Genomic DNA, 20,235 nt, shown 5'->3' on the forward strand with positions numbered 1-20,235 from the left:
TGGTCGGCGGCAACCTGTAGTCCGTACGGGTGATACCCGGGACGTCCGTGGCATGCCGTACGTTCGAGAGTCGGCGGTATCGCGCCGACGGCCCGTGCGCCCCTCACCCGGAGCCCACCGTCCCGCGCGCGTGACCGACCGCCCGCCCGCACCACCAGCAGTACGACCACCAGGACCGGCCAACCACGTGAGCTCCTCTTCCTCCACCGGACACCTGCCGCACCCCGAGGCGCGGCGGGGGAGCCGTGGCGCTTACCGGCTGGTCCGTACCCCGCCGCCCCGGCCGGCTCCTCCTCTTCTGGACGCCGCCCAGCGCGCCGTGGTTGACCATCGCGCCGGTCCTCTGCTCGTCCTCGCGGGCCCCGGCACCGGCAAGACGACCACGCTGGTCGAGTCGGTGGCCGCGCGGATCGCCCGGGGCGCCGACCCGGAGCGCATCCTGGTGCTCACGTTCAGCCGCCGGGCCGCCGTCGACCTGCGCGACCGGATGGCCCTGCGCATCGGCGCGGCCCGCGCCCCCCGGGCGACCACCTTCCACTCGTACAGCTACGCGCTGGTCCGCGCCCACCAGGACAGCGGCCTGTTCGTCGAGCCGCTGCGCCTGCTGTCCGGTCCCGAGCAGGACGTCACGGTCCGCGAGCTGCTGGCCGGGCAGCCCGAGCTGGAGCGGCTGGGGCTCACCCATGTGCGCTGGCCGGACGAGCTGCGCGCCTGCCTGACCACGCGCGGCTTCGCCGACGAGGTCCGCGCCGTACTCGCCCGCAGCCGCGAGCTGGGCCTCGCCCCGGGGGCCCTGGACGCGTTCGCCCGTCGCATCGGCCGTCCCGACTGGCGCGCGGCGGCCGCCTTCCTCGCCGAGTACCTCGACGTGCTCGACCTCCAGGGCGTGATCGACTACGCCGAGCTGGTGCACCGGGCGGTCCTGCTCGCCCGCCGCCCCGAGGTCGCGGCGGCGCTCGCCGCGCGGTACGACGCCGTGTACGTCGACGAGTACCAGGACACCGACCCCGCCCAGGTACGGCTGCTGGGCGCCCTGGCCGGCGGCGGCCGCACCCTGGTCGCGCTCGGCGACCCCGACCAGTCGATCTACACCTTCCGGGGCGCCGACGTGAACGGCATCCTCGACTTCCCGGAGGCATTCCCGCGCTCCGACGGGAGCCCGGCCCCCGTCCAGGTGCTGCGCACCAACCGCCGTTCCGGCGCGACCCTGCTGGCCGCGACCCGCCTGATCACCCAGCGGATGCCGCTGCCCCGGCTGCCCGCCGACAAGGTGCGCGCCCACCGGGAGCCGGCCGCGGCCCGCGACGGCGGCCGCGTCGAGGTCTACACGTACCCGACCCAGGGCACCGAACAGGACAACATCGCGGACATCCTGCGCCGCGCCCACCTGGAGGACGGGCTCCCCTGGCGCGAGATGGCCGTCCTGGTCCGCGCCGGCGCCCGCTCCCTGCCGACCCTGCGCCGCGCGCTGACCGCGGCGGGCGTGCCGCTGGACATCGACGGCGACGACCTCCCGCTGCGCCACGAGCCCGCGGTGGCCCCGCTGCTGACGGCCCTGCGCGCGGTGGCGACGGCGGAGGCACGGGGGCGGGACGGGGAGATACGGCGACCGGGACCGGAGGAGCGCCGGACGGCCGACACCCGACCGGCCGGAACGGAGCCGGAGCAGGCCGGGACCGGGGAGGGCGCCGAGGCCGGTGAGCGAAGCGGGACCGACGAGGGCTCCGGGACCGGTGGGCAGGCGGAGGCCGAGGCACGTCCGGAGCCGGGCGAACGGTCGGCTGCCGGGGAGCACCCCGAGCCTGCCGGGGAGGACCCGGAGTCTGCCGGGGAGGACCCGGAGTCTGCCGGGGAGGACCCGGAGTCTGCCGGGGAGGACCCGGAGTCTGCCGGGGAGGACCGGGAGTCTGCCGGGGAGGACCGGGAGTCTGCCGGGGAGCCCTCCGGCCCGGACCGCCGCCCCGCCCCCGACGCGCACCTCCCCTCCACCGACCTCGCCGAAGAAGCCCCCTGGCTCGACACCGAGACCGCGCTGACCCTCCTCGCCTCGCCCCTCGCCGGCATGGACGCCGCCGATCTGCGTCGCCTGGGGCGGGCGTTGCGCGAGGAGGAGCGGGCCGCCGGGAACATGCTGCCGCCGCCCTCGGACGAGCTGCTCACGCGGGCGCTCGCCGAGCCCGAGCGGCTGGCGGTGCACGACCCGGCGTACGCCCGCGGTGCCCAGCGCCTCGGCGCGCTCCTGCGCAAGGCCCGCGAGCGTCTCGCGAACGGCGGTACGGCCGAGGAGGCGCTGTGGGACCTGTGGAACGGCACGCCCTGGCCCGGCCGGCTGGAGCGGGCGGCCCGGCGCGGTGGTGCGGCGGGCCGTAACGCCGACCGGGACCTGGACGCCGTCTGCGCCCTGTTCGCCACCGCGGCGCGCGCCGAGGAGCGCACCGGCGGCCGCGGCGCCCTGAACTTCCTGGCCGAGATCGAGGCCGAGGACATCGCCGCCGACACACTGACCCGTCGCGCGGTACGGCCCGACGCCGTCCGCCTGATGACCGCGCACCGCGCCAAGGGCCTGGAGTGGGGCCTGGTCGTCGTCGCCGGGGTCCAGGAGGGCCTGTGGCCCGACCTCAGACGCCGCGGCTCGCTGCTGGAGGCCGACCGCATCGGCCGTGACGGACTCGCCGAGCCGCTCACCCCGGGCGCGCTGCTCGCCGAGGAGCGCCGCCTGTTCTACGCCGCCGCCACCCGTGCGCGCGACCGCCTGGTCGTCACCGCCGTGAAGGCACCCGCCGAGGACGGCGACCAGCCCTCCCGGTTCCTGACCGAGCTGGGCGCCGAGCCCCGGGACGTCACCGGCCGCCCCCGCCGCCCGCTGGCCGTCGCCGCGCTGGTCGCCGAGCTGCGCGCCACCACCGTCGACCCGGCCGCCTCCGCCGCCCTGCGCGAGGCCGCCGCCCGCCGGCTGGCCCGGCTCGCCGCGCTCACCGACGAGGACGACCGTCCCCTCGTACCGGCCGCGCACCCCTCCCGCTGGTGGGGCATGTTCGAGCCGACCGCGAGCAAGGTGCCGCTGCGCCACCGCGACCAGCCCGTCGTGCTGTCCGGCAGCGCCCTCGACCAGCTCGCCAACACCTGCGCCCTCCAGTGGTTCCTGGGCCGCGAGGTGAAGGCCGACGCCCCCGCCACCACCGCCCAGGGCTTCGGCAACGTCGTGCACGTCCTCGCCGACGAGGTCGCCTCCGGCCGCACCCCCGCCGACCTCGACGTCCTCATGGAGCGCCTGGACTCGGTGTGGAACGCGCTCGCCTTCGACGCGCCCTGGAAGTCCCGCCAGGAGAAGGACAACGCCCGCGCGGCGCTCGAACGCTTCCTCAACTGGCACGTTCTCAACCGCGCCACCCGGACGTCCGTCGCCAGCGAGCAGGACTTCGACGTCACCCTGGAGGCGGGCGAGTACCAGGTCCGCATCCGCGGCCAGATGGACCGCGTGGAGGCGGACGCCGAGGGCCGCGCCTACGTGGTCGACTTCAAGACCGGGAAACAGGCCCCCACCGCGCGCGAGGTGGAGCGCCACCCCCAGCTCGCCGTCTACCAGCTCGCCGTCCGCGAGGGCGCCGTCGACACCGCCTTCGACGGCGCACGCCCCGAGCCCGGCGGCGCCGAACTGGTGCACCTCAGGCAGGGCGCCGCGGTGCGCGACGGCGGCGAGACGCTGCCCAAGGTGCAGACGCAGGAGGCGCTCACCGGGGAGTGGGTCGGCGAACTGCTGGCCACCGCCGCGGGCAAGGTCCTGGACGAGCGGTTCAGCCCGAGCGCCGGGCAGCACTGCACCCACTGCACCTTCCGCGCCTCGTGCAGCGCGCGGCCCGAGGGGCGGCACGTGGTGGAGTGACGTACCGCATGACACCCCTGTGACCTGCGCTTATCCCCGTATCGAGGACGGTCGTGCACCGGACTGTCGGTGCCCGCCGCTAGCCTTTTCCGACATGCCCGCCCATCTCACCGATCCCGAGCAGCTCAAGGAGCTCCTCGGTATCCCCTTCACTCCGGAGCAGACGGCCTGCATCACCGCGCCGCCGGCCCCGCAGGTGATCGTGGCCGGCGCCGGTTCGGGCAAGACCACGGTCATGGCGGCCCGCGTGGTCTGGCTGGTCGGTACCGGGCAGGTCGCCCCCGAGCAGGTCCTCGGCCTGACCTTCACCAACAAGGCCGCGGGCGAACTGGCCGAGCGCGTCCGCAAGGCGCTCGTCAGGGCCGGCGTCACCGATCCCGAAGCCCTCCCGTCACCCGACCACCGCCCCTCGACGACAGCGCAACGCGCCGACCCCTCCTGGTGGGACCCGGACAACCCCCCGGGCGAGCCGGTCATCTCCACGTACCACTCCTTCGCCGGGCGCCTCCTCACCGACCACGGCCTGCGCATCGGCCTGGAACCCGCCTCCCGCCTCCTCGCCGACGCCACCCGCTACCAGCTCGCCGCCCGCGTGCTGCGCGAGGCCCCCGGCCCCTACCCGGCCCTCACCCGCTCCTTCGCCGACCTCGTCGGCGACCTGCTCGCCCTCGACTCCGAACTCGCCGAACACCTGGTGGAGCCCGGCCGACTGCGCGCCTGGGACGAGGAGCTGCTCGAAACCCTCCACGGCGCCAGGCTCAGCAACGCCGAGCTGCGCAAGGTCCCCGAGACCGCGGCCGCCCGCCGCGAACTCGCCGGACTGGTCCAGCGCTACCGGGCCGCCAAACGCGAACGCGAGCTCCTCGACTTCGGCGACCAGATCGCCCTGTCCGCCCGCCTCGCCGCGCTGCCCGAGGTCGGCCGCCTGCTGCGCGAGGAGTTCCGGGTGGTCCTGCTGGACGAGTACCAGGACACCTCCGTCGCCCAACGCGTCCTGCTCGCGGGCCTGTTCGGCGCGGGAACCGGCCACCCAGTGACCGCCGTCGGCGACCCCTGCCAGGCCATCTACGGCTGGCGCGGCGCCTCCGTCGCCAACCTGGACGACTTCCCCGACCACTTCCGCCACGCCGACGGCCGCCCCGCCACCCGCCAGGCGCTCAGCGAGAACCGCCGCAGCGGCGGCCGGCTCCTCGACCTCGCCAACGGCCTCGCCGCCCCCCTGCGCGCCATGCACGCGGGCGTCGAGGCCCTTCGCCCGGCCCCTGGCGCCGAGCGCGACGGCACGGTCCGCTGCGCCCTGCTGCCCACCCACGCCGAGGAGCTGGACTGGCTCGCGGACTCCGTCGCCCACCTCGTGCGCACCGGCACCGCCCCCGGCGAGATCGCCGTCCTGTGCCGTACGGCCGCCGACTTCGCCGCGATCCAGGGCGCGCTCGTCGCCCGGGACGTCCCCGTCGAGGTCGTCGGCCTGTCCGGGCTGCTGCACCTGCCCGAGGTCGCCGACCTGGTCGCCGTCTGCGAGGTCCTCCAGGACCCGGGCGCCAACGCGAGCCTGGTACGGCTGCTGACCGGGCCCCGCTGGCGCATCGGCCCCCGCGACCTCGCCCTGCTCGGCCGCCGCGCCCGGCTGCTCGTCGCGCACGCGGGCGCCGGCGACACCGACGACCCGGACCGCCGACTCGCCGCCGCGGTGGAGGGCACCGACCCGGCCGAGGTGATATCGCTCGCCGACGCCCTGGACACCTTCCTGGACGCCCACGGCGGCGACGAGGACGGGCTGCCGTTCTCGCCGGACGCGCGCGTGCGCTTCGCCCGCCTCGCCACCGAGCTGCGCGACCTGCGCCGGTCCCTGTCCGATCCGCTGATGGACGTCCTGCACCGGGTCCTCGCCGTCACCGGCCTGGAGGTGGAGCTGTCGGCGTCCCCGGGCGCCCTGGCCGCCCGCCGCCGCGAGACCCTCGCCAACTTCCTCGACGTCGCCGCCTCCTTCGCCGCGAGCGACGGCGAGGCCACCCTGCTCGCCTTCCTGGGCTTCCTGCGCACCGCCGCCCAGTACGAGAAGGGCCTCGACAACGCCCTGCCCGGCGGCGAGAACACCGTCAAGGTGCTCACCGCCCACAAGTCCAAGGGCCTGGAGTGGGACGTCGTGGCCGTGCCCGGCCTCGTCACCGGCACCTTCCCCAGTGCCCAGGGCCGCGACAAGTGGACCGCCCAGGCCAAGGTGCTGCCGCACGCCCTGCGCGGCGACGCCGCCACCCTGCCCGACGTCGACGGCTGGGACGCGCGCGGCATGAAGGCCTTCCACGAGGCCATGAAGGAGCACCAGCACACCGAGGAACTGCGCCTCGGCTACGTCACCTTCACCCGCCCCCGCTCCCTCCTGCTCGGCTCCGGCCACTGGTGGGGCCCCAGCCAGAAGAAGAAGCGCGGCCCCTCCGACTTCCTCCGGGCCCTGTACGAGCACTGCGCCGCCGGGTACGGCGAGATCGAGGCATGGGCCGACGAACCCGCCGACGACGAGGAGAACCCGGCCCTGCACCGGGCCGATGCCGACCTGGCCTGGCCGCTGCCCCTCGACGCCGACGCCTTCGCCCGCCGCCACGCCGCCGCCCGGACGGTCCTCGCCCACCTCGACACCCTGACCGCCGCCGGCCCGTCGGCCGCCCCCGCCGACCCGGCCGTCTTCGAGGACCCGGACTGGCCGGTGCCCCCGGAGGAGCCGCCGTACGACGAGCCGTACGAAGAACCGCCGTACGACGAGGTGTACGACGAGCCGCCCTACGAAGGGCCGTACGACGACACCGCGCGCGATGACGCCTTGTACGGCGACGCCCCACGCGACGACGCCTTGTACGGCGACGCCCCACGCGACGACGCCTTGTACGACGACGCCCTGCACGACGGCGCTCCCGTCATCCCCCACCAGGCCCCCGCCCCCGCCGTCCCCCACCAGGCCCCCGCCCCCGCCGTCCCCCACCAGGCGCCCGTCCCCGAGCCGCGCCCGCGCCCCGCCCTCACTCCCGAGGAGTCCCGCCTGATCGCCTCCTGGGACCGCGATCTGGACGCGCTCGCCGGGGAACTGCTGCTGGCCCGCCGTGCCGTCACGGACGTACCCCTGCCCGCCACGCTGACCGCCACCCAGCTGCTGCGCCTGGCCGAGGACCCGGACGGGCTCGCGCAGGAACTCGCGCGCCCCATGCCGCGCCCCCCGCAGCCCGCCGCACGCCGGGGCACCCGCTTCCATGCCTGGGTGGAGTCGCGCTACGAGGAGCTGGCGCTTCCCCTGTTGGAACCCGACGACCTGCCCGGCGGCGACGCCGAGATCGCCGACGAACAGGACCTGGAGGCGCTCAAGGAAGCCTTCGAACGCACCGAGTACGCCCGGCGCACGCCGTACCGCGTGGAGGAACCGGTCCAGCTCGTCCTCGCCGGGCGGGTCGTGCGCGGCCGGATCGACGCCGTCTACCGGGAGGGCGAGGGCGCGGCGGCGACGTACGAGATCGTGGACTGGAAGACCGGTCGCGAGCACACCGCCGACCCGCTCCAGCTCGCCGTGTACCGGCTGGCCTGGGCCGAACAGCAGGGCGTCCCGCTCGACGCGGTCACCGCCACGTTCCTGTACGTGCGCACCGGGGAGGCCGTACGCCCGGCGGACCTGCCGGACCGGCCCGCGCTGGAACGGCTGCTCGGCGGCGAGCCCGGGGCACGCGACGACGGGGGCACGCCGGCGCTCCGGCGCGCCCCCCGAGTGTGACGAACCGCCCGCCGAGGATGTGGTCGCGGGCCGATAGGCTCGTGAGCATGAGCCAGACCCCGGACAGCGCCGTCCGCACGTACATCGAGCAGCACCGCGCAGCCTTCCTCGACGACCTCATCGCATGGCTGCGCATCCCCTCCGTGTCGGCCCAGCCCGACCACGCGCCCGACGTGCGGCGCAGCGCCGACTGGCTCGCCGCCGAACTGACCGGTACCGGTTTCACGACCGTCGAGGTCTGGCCCACCGAGGGCGCCCCGGCCGTCTTCGCCGAGTGGCCCTCCGGCGACCCCGAGGCACCGACCGTGCTGGTCTACGGCCACCACGACGTGCAGCCCGCCGCCCGCGAGGACGGCTGGGACAGCGAGCCCTTCGAGCCCGTCGTCCGCGGGAACCGCCTCTATGCGCGCGGCGCCGCCGACGACAAGGGCCAGGTCTTCTTCCACACCCTCGGCGTCCGCGCCCACCTCGCCGCCACCGGCCGCACCGCGCCCGCGGTCAACCTGAAGCTGCTGATCGAGGGCGAGGAGGAGTCCGGCTCCCCGCACTTCCGGGCCCTGGTCGAGGCGCGGGCCGAGCGCCTGGCCGCCGACGCCGTGATCGTCTCCGACACCGGCATGTGGGCCGAGGACACCCCGACGGTGTGCACCGGCATGCGCGGCCTCGCCGAGTGCGAGATCCGGCTGTACGGCCCCGACCAGGACATCCACTCCGGCTCCTTCGGCGGCGCCGTGCCCAACCCGGCCACCGCCGTCGCCCGCCTGGTCGCCGCCCTGCACGACGAGCGGGGGCACGTGGCCGTCCCCGGCTTCTACGACGGCGTCGTGGAGCTGACCGACCGCGAGCGCGAACTGTTCGCCGAGCTGCCCTTCGACGAGGAGCGCTGGCTGCGCACCGCCAAGTCCCGCGCGACCGAGGGCGAGGCCGGGCACACCACCCTGGAGCGCATCTGGGCCCGCCCGACCGCCGAGGTCAACGGCATCGGCGGGGGCTACCAGGGCCCGGGCAGCAAGACGATCATCCCGTCCTCCGCCGTGGTGAAGCTGTCCTTCCGGCTGGTCGCGGGCCAGGACCCCGACCACGTGGAGAAGGCCGTCCGTGCCTGGGCCGCCGAACAGGTGCCCGCCGGGATCCGCTGCGAGATCGACTTCGGTTCGGCCACCCGCCCCTGTCTGACCCCGCTCGACCACCCGGCACTCCAGTCCGTCGTCCGGGCGATGGGCCGCGCCTTCGAGGGCCCCGTCCGCTTCACCCGCGAGGGCGGCTCAGGGCCCGCCGCCGACCTCCAGGAGGTGCTCGGCAGCCCCGTGCTCTTCCTGGGCATCTCCGTCCCCTCCGACGGCTGGCACGCGCCCAACGAGAAGGTGGAGCTGGACCTCCTCCTCAAGGGCGTCGAGACCAGCGCCTACCTGTGGGCCGACCTGGCCGAGAACTGGCGGCCCACGCCCTGACCCGGCGCACCGTACGGAAGGGCGCCACGGGCGCGAGGCACACTGGAGACACCGCCCGCCCGCGCCCGACCAGGTGCGTCCTGTCGTACGTCCGCCCGAACCGCCCGCCGAACCGAACCGCCGTACTGGGGGAGTTGGAAGCACCCGTGACCACCTGGACCGACGACACAGCCGACCGACCCATCTCGCTGACCGCCCCCTGCGGCATCGACCGCGCCGCCCACCACCGGCTGGACGAGGCCTGGCTCGCGGCGGCGTGGAGCCACCCCACGACCCGCTGCTTCGTGGTCTCCGGCGGCCAGGTGCTCATCGACGAGACGGCCGACGGGCGCACCGAACTCGTCATGACCCCCTCCTTCGAGGCCCCGCTCACCGAGGCGCACCGCTACTTCCTCGGCATCGACGAGGACGGCGTCGCCTTCTTCGCGCTCCAGAAGGACGCGCTGCCCGGCCGCATCGACCAGTCCGCGCGCCCGGCGGGCCTACGCGAGGCCGGCCTGCTGCTGTCCCCGCGCGACACCGCGCTCATGGTGCACGCGGTCGGCCTGGAGAACTGGCAGCGCACCCACCGCTTCTGCTCCCGCTGCGGCGAACGCACCGTGATCGCCGCGGCCGGCCACATCCGCCGCTGCCAGGCCTGCGGTGCCGAGCACTACCCGCGCACCGACCCCGCCGTGATCATGGCGGTGACCGACGCCGAGGACCGCATCCTGCTCGGCCGCCAGGTGCACTGGCCCGAGGGCCGCTTCTCCACGCTCGCCGGCTTCGTGGAGCCCGGCGAGTCCATCGAGCACGCGGTGCGCCGCGAGGTCGCCGAGGAGGTCGGCGTCACCATCGGCGGCGTCGAGTACGTGGCGAGCCAGCCCTGGCCCTTCCCGTCCAGCCTGATGCTCGGCTTCATGGCCCGCGCCACCTCCACCGACATCCAGGTCGACGGCGACGAGATCTCCGAGGCCCGCTGGTTCTCCCGCCAGGAACTCCACGACGCCTTCGAGGCGGGCACGGTCCTGCCGCCCTACGGCATCTCCATCGCCGCCCGCCTGATCGAGATGTGGTACGGCAAGCCGCTCCCGACCCGCAGCTTCGTCTGAGCGACGCCGGTGCCGTGAGGACGGCGCGCGTGTCGTACGACACACGGAACGGCGGCTCCCGAGCCACTGTGGACCCGGGAGCCGCCGTTCCGCTGCTCGGGGCGTTACGCGGCGAGCTTCTGCTTGACCTGCGCCAGCGAGGGGTTCGTCATCGTGGAACCGTCCGCGAAGAGCACGGTCGGGACCGTCTGGTTTCCGCCGTTCGCCTTCTCCACGAAGGCCGCGGACTCGGGGTCCTGCTCGATGTTGATCTCGGTGTAGGCGATGCCCTCCCGTTCCATCTGGCTCTTCAGCCGACGGCAGTAACCGCACCAAGTCGTGCTGTACATCGTCACAGTGCCCTGCATGTCTCGCGCTCCTCAGGCAGCTCGGGAAAGGTCGTCCTGGAAAGGTCGTCCTGGAATGAGAACGTAAGCGGGTGCTCGGCCATTCCCACCGGGGGTATGCGCAGGTCTCCGCCGTGACGCCCGACGCGTGGGCGTGACGCCCGACGCATTAGTACGACTATGAGCTCCCGCCTGTGGACAACCGCCGCGGGAGTCCCGGGCGACCTGGCAGCATGGCTGTGTGACAGCAGCAACGCACTCCACCCTCTTCCCGCAGGTACCGGGCGTCCCGGACTCGGCCGACGCGGTGCTCGAAGGGCTCGACCCCGAGCAGCGCGAGGTGGCCACCGCCCTGCGCGGCCCGGTGTGCGTGCTGGCCGGCGCGGGCACCGGCAAGACCCGGGCGATCACCCACCGCATCGCCTACGGGGTGCGGGCCGGCATCCTCCAGCCCGCCAGCGTGCTCGCCGTCACCTTCACCAACCGCGCCGCCGGCGAGATGCGCGGCCGGCTGCGCCAGCTCGGCGCCCAGGGCGTCCAGGCCCGCACCTTCCACTCCGCCGCCCTGCGCCAGCTCCAGTACTTCTGGCCGAAAGCCGTCGGTGGCAGCCTGCCCCGGCTGGTCGACCGCAAGATCCAGCTCGTCGCCGACGCCGCCGCCGGCCTCGGCACCCGGCTCGACCGCGGCGAGCTGCGCGATGTCACCGCCGAGATCGAGTGGTGCAAGGTCACCCAGACCATCCCCGCCGACTACCCGTACGCGGCAGCGAAGGCCGGCCGCGAGGCCCCCCGCGACCCCACCGAGATCGCCCACCTGTACGCGGCGTACGAGGACCTCAAACGCGACCGCGCGGTGATCGACTTCGAGGACGTCCTGCTGCTCACCGTCGCCATCCTCCAGGACCGCCAGGACATCGCCGACCAGATCCGCGCCCAGTACCAGCACTTCGTGGTGGACGAGTACCAGGACGTCAGCCCCCTCCAGCAGCGCCTGCTGGAGCTGTGGCTCGGCGACCGCGAGGACCTGTGCGTGGTGGGCGACGCCAGCCAGACCATCTACTCGTTCACCGGGGCGACGCCCGACCACCTGCTCGACTTCCGCGCCCGCCACCCCGGCGCCACCGTCGTCAAGCTGGTCCGCGACTACCGCTCCACCCCCCAGGTGGTCCGCCTCGCCAACGGCCTGCTCGCCCAGGCCCACGGCCGCGCCGCCGACCACCGGCTGGAACTCGTCTCCCAGCGCCCCTCCGGACCCGACCCCGTGTACACCGAGTACACCGACGAGCCCGCCGAGGCCGAAGGCGCCGCCCGCCGCATCCGCGAGCTGATCGACGCGGGCGTCCCGGCCGCCGAGATCGCCGTCCTGTTCCGCACCAACTCCCAGTCCGAGACCTACGAGCAGGCGCTCGCCGACGCCGGCGTCCCCTACCAGCTGCGCGGCGCCGAGCGCTTCTTCGACCGGCCCGAGGTGCGCAAGGCCGGCCTCGCCCTGCGCGGCGCCGCCCGCTTCGGGGGCAACGACTCCCTCCTGGACGACGTCGTGGACCTGCCCTCCCAGGTGCGTGCCGTGCTGTCCGGCGAGGGCTGGACCATCCGGCCCCCGGCCGGCTCCGGCGCCGTCAGGGAGCGCTGGGAGTCCCTCGCCGCCCTGGTCAACCTCGCCCAGGACCTCGCCGCCGCCCGTCCCGGCGCCACCCTCGCCGACTTCGTCGCCGAACTGGACGAGCGGGCGGGTGCCCAGCACGCCCCCACCGTCCAGGGCGTCACCCTCGCCTCCCTGCACGCGGCCAAGGGCCTGGAGTGGGACGTCGTCTTCCTGGTCGGCGTCGCCGAGGGCATGCTGCCCATCACGTACGCCAGGACCGACGAGCAGATCGAGGAGGAGCGCCGCCTCCTCTACGTCGGCGTCACCCGTGCGCGCGAACGCCTCCATCTCTCCTGGTCCCTCTCCCGCTCACCCGGCGGCCGCCACAGCCGCAAACCCAGCCGCTTCCTCGAGGGACTGCGTCCCGGCACCACTCCCACGGCCGGCCGCGGCGCGGGGGGCATCGGGGTCACCGGGGGTGTCGAGCGCGGCGTCCGCGGCACCGGCACCCCCGCCGTGCCCCGGCGTACCCAGCGCAGCCCTGCCCGTTGCCGGGTCTGCGGCCGCACCCTCACCGACGCGGGCGAGATGAAACTGATGCGCTGCGAGGACTGCCCCTCCGACATGGACGAGGGGTTGTACGAGCGGCTGCGCGAGTGGCGCGCCGTCCAGGCCGCGGACAGCGGACAGCCGGACTTCTGCGTCTTCACCGACCGCACCCTGATGGCCATCGCCGAGGCCCGTCCGGACAGCGCCGCGGAACTCTCCCGCATCCCCGGCGTCCTCAGCCGCAAGCTGCGCAGCTACGGAGCCGATGTGCTGGCCATCTGCGCAGGTCAGGAGCTTGATGGCGAGATCGTCGGGGACTGATACGAACTCGTCGCAAAAATAGTTTGCGCACGCGCCGGGAATCCCCATAGGTTCTAGGCACGGAAGCAGCGGCCTTCTCCGGGGCCGGGCCTCCGTGATGTACTTGCACATACGAAACGGATCGGTTCACCGGTCCCCGAGACGCCGAGAGGAGGCGAGTCCAGTGATCAGCATCAACATCAGCACCAACAGCACGGCCATGGCCAAACTGACCGATCGCTCGACCGTCTCCCTGTGCCTGCTCGGCGCCTCCGACCGGGGCACCGGTCTGTCCGGCATCCCTGCCGCGCGCCCGGCGTCCTCCCTGTCTCTCGCGGGCCTTCCCGTCCGTGATGAGCGCGATGAGCGACCGACCAAGGCACTGGAAGCGGTAGTGGCACAGGCAAAGGCCTATGCCTTTACGGCGACTGGTGCCGGATTCCGGAAGCAGACGACGCAGCACCACCAGATGTGGGCCTTCCGTGGGCCAGAACCCTGGAGTTATCCAGCCTGATTCGATCAGGCCGGCGCCTTCAGGGCCGCGGAACCCCATCCGGGATCCGCGGCCCTTCAGTTTTTCCCGAACGGGAAGGACGCAGCGAAGGGGCCTCGGGACAAGAAAAGAACCCGGTACCAGCCGACACCCGGTCAACCGGCCGGACGACCAGACGAGGAAAGCCACCCGTGCAACTCGAAGCGCACGCCCCGTCCGTACCGCCTTCGCAAACGATCCCCCCGCCCGGCCTCACGGAGGACTCCACCTTGATCCCGCTCACCGCGCTCACCGCGCTCGACGACGCCATCGAGAACCTCGGCGTGCCCGTCCCGTGCCGCTCCTACGACCCGGAGGTCTTCTTCGCGGAGTCGCCCACGGACGTGGAGTACGCGAAGTCCCTGTGCCGCACCTGCCCGCTGATGGAGGCATGCCTCGCGGGGGCGAAGGAACGGCGTGAGCCCTGGGGCGTCTGGGGTGGCGAGCTGTTCGTCCAGGGTGTCGTGGTCGCCCGGAAGCGGCCGCGTGGCCGCCCGCGGAAGAACCCGGTCACGGCATGAACACCGCAGGAACAATCGACCGCCCCCTCACGCACGACCCCAAGAAGCAGGCCCCGATGAAGCCGTCCACCACCGAGCCCGCAGGCTCCGCGATCCCAGACTCCACCACCACCGGCGCGACCGAAGCCCGCCAGAACAGGACCCGCGAGATGCAACTCATGCAAGAAGCCCTGGCCCGTGCGCATATGCACGACCGACTCCATGACGCCCACCGGGAACGCCAGGCCACCCGCCTGGCCGTCGCCCAGCGCATGCAGCGCCGTGCCGAACGCGCCTCCCGGCGCGCCCGTCGCGCGCTCGCCATGGCCGTCATGCAGTAAGACCCGCGCCCGAGGACGCCTCCCGGTGAGAGGCGTCCGACCGACGCGGTGACTCCCCGCGGGGGCCGGTCCGGCCGAACGGACCGGCCCCCGCGGTGCGTTCTGCGTGCCGACCGCCGGTCCCGGAGTTATCGTCGCCGGGTGACGAGTCTTCCCCCAGGAAGCGATCAGGGCGGCTCCCCGCAGCGCCCGGTGCCCCTCGTGTGCGCCCGCTGCGGTGTCCCCGCCCCCGCCCCCCACCCCGCCACCTGGACCTGCTCCGTGGAGGACGGCGTCCTCCGCTACTTCTGCGCGGCCTGCTCCCGCGCCAACCTCCGCGCCATCGAGGGCCGGCTGGACTCGACGTGGTGGTGACGGCCCTTCCGCCCGCGGACCCGCACAGGCGCCCTTCGGCACGGGAGGGCCGACGGCGCCGCCGACCCGTCCCGCCGCCCACCTCGTCATCAGCTCGAAGCGGTCACCGCCGGCCTGGGTGATGACCCGCTTCTTCCCTGTTCGAGCACGATGCGTGGGCCCAGGGCCTGGGGTTTTTCAGGCCCCAGGCGTGTCACGCCTCCGCCGCGGACTCCTCGTCGAGGTCCTCCAGGTCCTCCTCCAACGGCTCCTCCAGGGGCTCCTCCGCGAGTTCCCCGAGGGTTTCCTCCGGCTCCTCGGCGAGGACGAAGCCCGGTAGCCAGGAATCCAGTTCGTCGCGGAGGCGGACCGTGGCGCCCAGTTGGCACAGGACGCCGATGGTGCTCAGGGTGACGCGGTGGATGAGGAGGTAGGCCGGGGGGAGGTTCAGCTGCTTGCCGAGCTGGTAGGCGGGGGAGCGGGGGTCGGCGATGCGGGCGGCCTGGCTGCGCATCCAGGAGCGGGTGAAGGTGAACGCGTCGACGCGGGCCGGTTCGATGATCGGCAGCAGGTAGTCGAGGACCGCGTCGGGATCCAGCTCTATGGACTCCTTGACGAACCCTTCCTCGCACAGCAGCTCGTAGACCGTCTCGGCGTCGCCGTCCAGCGTCATCCGCAGGGAGACCCCGATCGGCGTCGGCAGCCCCCCGGGAAGCCGGTCGACGGTGCCGAAGTCCAGGACTCCGAGCCGCCAGTCGTCCTCGCCGTCCGGGCCGCCCGGCAGCAGCCGGAAGTTGCCCGGATGCGGGTCGGCATGCAGCAGCCCGGTGCGGGCCGGGCCCGAGAACAGGAAGCGGGCGAGCAGCTGACCGGCCCGGTCCCGCTGTTCCGGCGTGCCGTCGGAGATGATCTCCGACAGCGGGATCCCGTCGATCCACTCCGTCACCAGCACTTGCTCGCACTGGTGCACCACCGCGGGGACCACCACGTCCGGATCGCCCGCGAACTCCCGCGCGTGCGCCGTCTGGGCAGCGGCCTCCAACCCGTAGTCCAGCTCCTCGGAGACCCGGTCCCGCAACTCCGCGATCAGCGGCTTTATGTCCACGCCCGGGATGAGCGGCCCCAACAGCCGGGCGAACCGGCTCAGTTGGATGAGGTCGGACAGCAGGGCCTCGCCGGCGCCCGGGTACTGCACCTTGACCGCCACCTCGCGGCCGTCGTGCCACACCGCCCGGTGCACCTGGCCGATCGAGGCCGCGGCCGCGGGCTTGTCCTCGAACTCCTCGAACAGCTCCCGCCAGTCCGGGCCGAGCCGCTCCGTCAGCACCGCGTGCACCGTGCGGGTCGGCATCGGTGGTGCCGCCTCCTGGAGCTTGGTCAGGGCCGCCCGATAGGGGCCGGCGACCTCCTCGGGCAGCGCGGACTCGAAGACGGACAGGGCCTGCCCGAACTTCATCGCCCCGCCCTTCAGCTCGCCGAGCACCTTGAAGAGCTGCTCCGCCGTGCGCTGTTGCAGCTCTCGGCCGACGATCTCCGCGGACTCGCCCACGATCCGCTTGCCCAGCCCCCAGGTCGCCCGGCCGGCGAAGCCGAGCGGGAGCGCGGCGAGCTTGGCGGTCCGGGTGACCGCCTTCCGGGGAAGATCAGACATGCGCCCTCCAGGTCCCTGTCGGCCGTGCCGCGCCCGCTTCGCGTGCCCGCTCCGTCGACGGCCGTTGCACCGCCATTGTCGCGCGTGACCGCCCAAGGGTTGAGGAGTGTTCCCCCTTCGCTTTCTGATCCGCCCTCTCCGTGGCGCCGCAGGGGCAGGCCGGGTGCGGCGGGATCGGGCGGGCGTGCCAGTTCAGACCGGGTAGGGACACCTCCCAGCGGGCTCCCGCGCCGGAGGGCGACGCGCCGTCCAGGTAGGCCAGGGCGTGGGCCGCGGCCAGCCCGGCGACCGTCGTGGAGAGAGTCATGTCACAGGGCCCGGCCCGGCGGGGCCCGTCGCCGGAGCGCCACTGGGCGAGCAGCCGGGGCCAGGCCGGGTCCCGGTCCGTGCGCGCCTCGTGCAGGCACCCCGCGCAGGCTGTCTCGCCGGGCAGCACCAGCGGGCCCACGACACCTGTGCCCTCCACCACACCGGCGTACAGATGCGGGGTGCCCGAGGCCAGGAGCGGTTCGGCGGCGCGCGGGTCCGGGGCGTGCACGGCCACGTCGTCCCGGGGCGCGAGGATCACCAGGGAGAGTCCGGGTTCCCCGGCGCCGGACCCCGGGGAGTGGGGGCGGCGGGGCGGGCGGTCCGGTGCGGCCCGGCGGACGACCGCCGCCGCCGCCGTGTCCCGGCGCTCGCCGACCGCCTCGGCCGGCAGCCCGCCCGGCGCCACGTCCCACGGCCGCACCCGGCCCTCGTCGCGCACGTCCACCTCGCCGACGCCCGCGCCCGACAGCACCGCCGCCACCACGGCACCGACCCGCCCCGCGCCGTGCACCCGGACGCGCAGCGCGCGGCGGGCGGCGAGCCGGGCGAGCGCGCCGCCCGGCTCGGGAGTGGTCAGGGAGAGGGAGGCCAGGTCGGGGCGCAGCCGCCGCAGCACCTCGGTCTTCGCGCGCAGCGCGTCAGCGGCCGGTCCGCCACCGCGCGCGTCGTCGAGGAGCCCCGCGCGGGCCAGCCGGTCGACCAGTGTGTCGACCCGGCCGTCCGGCAGGTCCAGCCGACGGCCCTCCGCGCGCAGCAGCGGCAGCCCTCTGGTGCCGTTGAGCAGGTCCAGGAGACCGCTCGTGGCGGTGTCCATCGGACCCAGCGTCAGCGCGTGCGCGGGAGTCATCCCGAACTGCACGGTGCCGAGATCACGCCAGCCGCGCCGCAGCGCGGGTTTCACCATCGGATGCATGGCAGCCCCCGTATCCCTGTATCCACATGACTGTCGGGACATCGGCCGGATTGGTCGTGTTCCGCCGACGCCCGCCAGCATGCCCGCTCGGCTCACGGGGCGGGGAAAGTTATCCACAGGCGACGGGTGTTCTTCATATGAACCGGCAGGCGCGACGAACCGTCCGCGAGCCGGGACTTTGCCCGCGCCCAGCGGGTAACGTCGGGGCGTGTCCGCCGACCCACTGCAGCACCGCGCCGGAAAGACAGAGCGCAGCGCGACGCGCGCGATCGAGGTCCGCAGGAGTGACCGCCGCCGCCGGACGGTCTCCGCGTACCGCGAGGGTGATCGCACCGTCGTACTGATCCCTGCCCGGATGTCGAAGGCGGAGGAGCAACGCTGGGTGACCGTGATGCTCGACAAGCTCGCCGCGCAGGAGAGCCGGCGGGCGCTCGGCGACACCGAGCTGGCCGAGCGCGCCGAGCGGTTGTCGGCGCAGTTCTTCGACGGCCGCGCCCGCCCGGCCTCCGTCCGCTGGGTCACCAACCAGAACACCCGCTGGGGCTCGTGCACCCCGGCCGAGGGCAGCATCCGCCTCTCGCACCGGCTCCAGGGCATGCCCGAGTACGTCATCGACTACGTGCTCTGCCATGAGCTGGCACATCTCCTGGTGCCCGGCCACGGCGCCGACTTCTGGCGGCTGCTGGAGGCCTATCCGCGCACCGAGCGCGCCCGCGGCTACCTTGAGGGCGTGGTCGCCGCCGCACGGCTGCCGCACGTCCCCGGCACACGGGGCGAGTGACCCGGCCCTGATCGCGGCCTCCCCTGAACCGGCCGCCCGTGGCCTCCCCCGCGCGCGGCGTCCCCGTGCGCGGCCTCCATGTGCGTGGCCGGAACCGGTTGTGTACCGGGTGTGTACCGACCTGGACCGGCCGGGGTGGTTGTCGGTCACAGCCGTTAGCCTGGCGCGACGCACTCATATTTCGGGATGGGGGACGGTCGTATCGCATGGCCAGGGAATTCCAACGCGGCCACAAGGCCCGGATCAGTGACCTCACGGCGGGCACCGATCTGTACGTAGGCGTGCAGATCGCCGGACCCGGACTGACCTTCGACATCAGCTGTTTCGGCCTGGACGCCGACGAACGGCTTTCGGACGATCGTTACTTCGTCTTCTTCAACCAGCCGAAGTCGCCGGAGGAGTCCATCCAGCTGCTCGGCGCCCAGGCGGGCGACACCGAGTCGTTCCGGGTCACGCTCGACCGGATCCCGGCGCAAATCCGCAAGCTGTCCTTCACGGCGACCCTCGACGGCGCCGGGCAGATGTCGCAGGTCGGCCCCGGTTACCTGCGGATCGTCGCGGGCGGCGAGGAGGTCGCGCGGTACTCCTTCGACGGCACGGAGTTCTCCACCGAGCGGGCCGTCATGCTCGGTGACATCTACTTCAAGGACGCCTGGCGGTTCGCCGCCGTCGGACAGGGCTTCGACGGCGGTCTTGAGGCGCTGCTGAAGAACTTCGGCGGCGAGGTGCTGGAGGAGGAGGCGCCCGCCGCCCCGCAGCAGCAACCGCAGTCCGGCGCCCCCGGCTTCGCCCCGCCCGCGTTCGCCCCGCCCGCCGAGGCCGCGGCCCCGCCCGCCTTCGCCGCCCCGGCACCCGCGCCCGCCCCCCAGGGCCACGCCACGACGACCGGCCACACGCCCCCGCAGGGCTTCACGCCCGCAGGCGGCACACCCCCGCAGGGCTTGACACCCCCCGGTCAGACCCCGCCCCCCGCGCCGAACGTGCACGGCGCGCCGACGGTCATCGCCCCGCTGACCCCTCCCGCAGGGCCGACGGGCACGGTCCCGCCGCCCGCCCCGGCCCCCGCTCCCTACGGCCGGCCGCCGCAGCAGCCGTCGTACGGCGGTCAGCCCCCGCAGCCCTCCTACGGCGGCCATCCCGGCGCCCCGATGCCTCCCGGCTACGGCGGCCCGCCCGGCGCACCCATGCCCCCCGGCTACGGCGGCCAGATCCCCGGTCAGCAGACCGCCCCCTACGGCGTGCCCCAGGGCGCCCCGCAGGGCGCCGCCGGAGTGGGGGCCGCGCTGCACGCGTTCAAGGAGACGCCCACCGGGCAGCGCTGGACGCAGCAGAACAAGAAGCTCATGCGCGTCGACCTCGGCATCGGCGGGCAGCCCGTGCTGGCCAGGCAGGGCAGCATGGTGCTCTACCAGGGCAAGGTCGATTTCGGCTACAAGGGCGCCGGTTTCGCCGGGCGCATCGTCGGCAACGCCACCGGCCAGGAGATGCAGCTGATGCGCTGCACCGGCCAGGGCCAGGTGTTCCTCGCCGAGAACGCGACCAACCTGCACCCGATCGAACTGCAGGGCGACGCGATCTGCGTGTCCGCCGAGAACGTGCTCGCCTTCGACGAGACCCTCCAGTACGAGGTCCGCCGCATCGAGGGCCACGGAATCCCGGGCGGCGCGCTGTTCACCATGCAGTTCCAGGGCACCGGCACCATCGTCGTCAAGACGCACGGCACGCCCGTGGTGCTGCCGGTCACCCCGACCACCTTCGCCGACTGCAACGCGGTGGTGGCCTGGTCGGCGGCCTCCCAGGTGATCGTCTCCAGCCAGGTCCGCATGCGCCGCAACGCGTACCCCGGCGACACCGGCGAGACCGTCAACCTGCAGTTCCGGGGCGCGCCCGGCAACTTCATCGTCGTCCAGCCGTACGAGGTCTGAGGGAGCCCGTC

At 74.0% G+C, this 20,235-nt stretch carries 14 protein-coding genes; 11 read left to right on the top strand and 3 right to left on the bottom strand.

From position 1 onward, the window contains the following. Positions 1-187 precede the first annotated feature (187 nt). The 4 genes from ACWDD7_RS14325 (at position 188) to nudC (ending at position 10,179) form a co-directional block, all read left to right on the top strand. On the top strand, positions 188-3,883 hold the full coding sequence (locus ACWDD7_RS14325) for a UvrD-helicase domain-containing protein (protein ID WP_450457556.1): 3,696 nt from the start codon (positions 188-190) through the stop codon (positions 3,881-3,883). 94 nt (positions 3,884-3,977) lie between these two features. Then, on the top strand, positions 3,978-7,637 hold the full coding sequence (locus ACWDD7_RS14330) for a UvrD-helicase domain-containing protein (protein WP_450457557.1): 3,660 nt from the start codon (positions 3,978-3,980) through the stop codon (positions 7,635-7,637). Between the two features lie 47 nt (positions 7,638-7,684). After that, positions 7,685-9,088, top strand: coding sequence for a dipeptidase (locus ACWDD7_RS14335; protein ID WP_450457558.1), 1,404 nt, complete (start codon positions 7,685-7,687; stop codon positions 9,086-9,088). A gap of 146 nt (positions 9,089-9,234) precedes the next feature. Next, positions 9,235-10,179: an NAD(+) diphosphatase gene (gene nudC / locus ACWDD7_RS14340; RefSeq protein ID WP_351877301.1), complete on the top strand. Its 945-nt coding sequence runs from the start codon at positions 9,235-9,237 to the stop codon at positions 10,177-10,179. 104 nt (positions 10,180-10,283) lie between these two features. Here the strand turns inward: nudC and ACWDD7_RS14345 are convergent, their stop codons facing one another. Beyond that, positions 10,284-10,526: a mycoredoxin gene (locus tag ACWDD7_RS14345; RefSeq protein ID WP_351877300.1), complete on the bottom strand. Its 243-nt coding sequence runs from the start codon at positions 10,524-10,526 to the stop codon at positions 10,284-10,286. 220 nt (positions 10,527-10,746) lie between these two features. Here ACWDD7_RS14345 and ACWDD7_RS14350 point away from each other — a divergent pair, with 220 nt between their 5' ends. From ACWDD7_RS14350 to ACWDD7_RS14370, 5 genes are all read left to right on the top strand, one after another. Next, complete coding sequence (locus ACWDD7_RS14350; protein ID WP_450457559.1) at positions 10,747-12,960, top strand: ATP-dependent DNA helicase UvrD2; 2,214 nt, start codon at positions 10,747-10,749, stop codon at positions 12,958-12,960. A gap of 199 nt (positions 12,961-13,159) precedes the next feature. Then, complete coding sequence (locus ACWDD7_RS14355) at positions 13,160-13,453, top strand: hypothetical protein (RefSeq protein WP_392218059.1); 294 nt, start codon at positions 13,160-13,162, stop codon at positions 13,451-13,453. A gap of 170 nt (positions 13,454-13,623) precedes the next feature. Beyond that, positions 13,624-13,992: a WhiB family transcriptional regulator gene (locus ACWDD7_RS14360; protein ID WP_046421414.1), complete on the top strand. Its 369-nt coding sequence runs from the start codon at positions 13,624-13,626 to the stop codon at positions 13,990-13,992. Further along, positions 13,989-14,312 carry a hypothetical protein gene (locus ACWDD7_RS14365; RefSeq protein WP_351877297.1) on the top strand — a complete coding sequence of 108 codons (324 nt, stop codon included), beginning with the start codon at positions 13,989-13,991 and terminating at the stop codon, positions 14,310-14,312. Before ACWDD7_RS14360 ends, ACWDD7_RS14365 begins: the two co-directional genes overlap by 4 nt. A 141-nt stretch (positions 14,313-14,453) precedes the next feature. After that, positions 14,454-14,666, top strand: a complete 213-nt coding sequence (locus ACWDD7_RS14370) for a hypothetical protein (protein ID WP_351881648.1) — start codon at positions 14,454-14,456, stop codon at positions 14,664-14,666. A gap of 193 nt (positions 14,667-14,859) precedes the next feature. On the opposite strand, the gene ACWDD7_RS14375 is transcribed toward ACWDD7_RS14370, so the two are convergent. Together ACWDD7_RS14375 and ACWDD7_RS14380 are read right to left on the bottom strand one after the other, a co-directional pair. Then, positions 14,860-16,296 (bottom strand): ABC1 kinase family protein, encoded by a 1,437-nt coding sequence (locus ACWDD7_RS14375; RefSeq protein ID WP_450457560.1) that lies wholly within the window; start codon positions 16,294-16,296, stop codon positions 14,860-14,862. Next, complete coding sequence (locus tag ACWDD7_RS14380) at positions 16,289-17,518, bottom strand: TOMM precursor leader peptide-binding protein (protein ID WP_450457561.1); 1,230 nt, start codon at positions 17,516-17,518, stop codon at positions 16,289-16,291. Before ACWDD7_RS14380 ends, ACWDD7_RS14375 begins: the two co-directional genes overlap by 8 nt. A gap of 208 nt (positions 17,519-17,726) precedes the next feature. Here ACWDD7_RS14380 and ACWDD7_RS14385 point away from each other — a divergent pair, with 208 nt between their 5' ends. Beyond that, positions 17,727-18,299 (top strand): M48 metallopeptidase family protein, encoded by a 573-nt coding sequence (locus ACWDD7_RS14385; protein ID WP_450457562.1) that lies wholly within the window; start codon positions 17,727-17,729, stop codon positions 18,297-18,299. A gap of 206 nt (positions 18,300-18,505) precedes the next feature. Continuing rightward, on the top strand, positions 18,506-20,224 hold the full coding sequence (locus ACWDD7_RS14390) for a TerD family protein (protein ID WP_450457563.1): 1,719 nt from the start codon (positions 18,506-18,508) through the stop codon (positions 20,222-20,224). Positions 20,225-20,235 lie beyond the last annotated feature (11 nt).

The organism is Streptomyces sp. NPDC001056, assembly GCF_053598955.1.

Bases quoted from the DNA above. Each gene is read 5' to 3' on its own strand.
- ACWDD7_RS14330 (WP_450457557.1), top strand. From the start codon at position 3,978: ATGCCCGCCCATCTCACCGATCCCGAGCAGCTCAAGGAGCTCCTCGGT.
- ACWDD7_RS14335 (WP_450457558.1), top strand. From the start codon at position 7,685: ATGAGCCAGACCCCGGACAGCGCCGTCCGCACGTACATCGAGCAGCAC.
- ACWDD7_RS14345 (WP_351877300.1), bottom strand. From the start codon at position 10,526: ATGCAGGGCACTGTGACGATGTACAGCACGACTTGGTGCGGTTACTGC.
- ACWDD7_RS14355 (WP_392218059.1), top strand. From the start codon at position 13,160: ATGGCCAAACTGACCGATCGCTCGACCGTCTCCCTGTGCCTGCTCGGC.
- ACWDD7_RS14365 (WP_351877297.1), top strand. From the start codon at position 13,989: ATGAACACCGCAGGAACAATCGACCGCCCCCTCACGCACGACCCCAAG.
- ACWDD7_RS14375 (WP_450457560.1), bottom strand. From the start codon at position 16,296: ATGTCTGATCTTCCCCGGAAGGCGGTCACCCGGACCGCCAAGCTCGCC.
- ACWDD7_RS14380 (WP_450457561.1), bottom strand. From the start codon at position 17,518: ATGCATCCGATGGTGAAACCCGCGCTGCGGCGCGGCTGGCGTGATCTC.
- ACWDD7_RS14390 (WP_450457563.1), top strand. From the start codon at position 18,506: ATGGCCAGGGAATTCCAACGCGGCCACAAGGCCCGGATCAGTGACCTC.